The organism is Neisseria sp. P0021.S006 (assembly GCF_051956895.1).
Genome location: NZ_JBQCWZ010000701.1, coordinates 1 through 722 on the forward strand (window position 1 = coordinate 1; position 722 = coordinate 722).

The following is a 722-nucleotide window of genomic DNA, read 5'->3' on the forward strand; positions in this document are numbered from 1 at the left end:
TTGGAAGGCAAACCAGCAGAAGAATTGCACCAAAGTGACTGTCCAAAACGCTTTAGGTGCGGTTTTTAAGAGTTCGAACCAGTTGGCTTTTTCCTGATTTGCTGCTACGTCGATACCGTGGTAGCGGGCGTAGGTTTCCGGGTCATACTCTTTGACTTTGAAGATGGTGAACGCACTGGTAATAATCAGCAACGCTGCGCCCACATAGAATGCCACGACCACGGTCTGCGGCACGACGCCTTTCTCGGCAGTGTTCGCCAAACCGATATACGCGAACACAAACGGCAGAATCGCCGCCACAACCGCGCCCGTATTCGCTAAGAAACTTTGAATCCCGTAGGCGTAGCTTTTCTGCTCCTCATTGACCATATCGCCAACCATCATCTTAAACGGCTGCATCGCCATATTGGAGGATACGTCCAACAGCGCAATCATCAACGCGCCAAACGACAAAGCCGCCAAAGAAGCGTAGCCAAAACCGAAGCTGCCCGAGTTCGGCATCAGAATCATGACGATAACCGCAATCAGCGTACCGTAAAGCAGATAGGGCAGACGACGGCCACCCAAGCGCGGCATCCAAGTGCGGTCTGAGTAGTAGCCCACAATCGGCTGAACCAACATACCGGCCAATGGGGGCAGAATGAAAAACCAGCCCAAATTGTGCGGGTCAGCGCCTAAAGTTTGAAAAATTCGGCTCATTTGTGAGCTTTGCAGGGTAAAGG

General features: G+C 51.9%; 1 protein-coding gene. It reads right to left on the reverse strand.

What is annotated here, in order from left to right; all coding sequences use genetic code 11:
- On the reverse strand, positions 1-722 hold a 722-nt coding region (locus ACTHUM_RS16575; protein ID WP_440403502.1), incomplete at both ends, for an MFS transporter.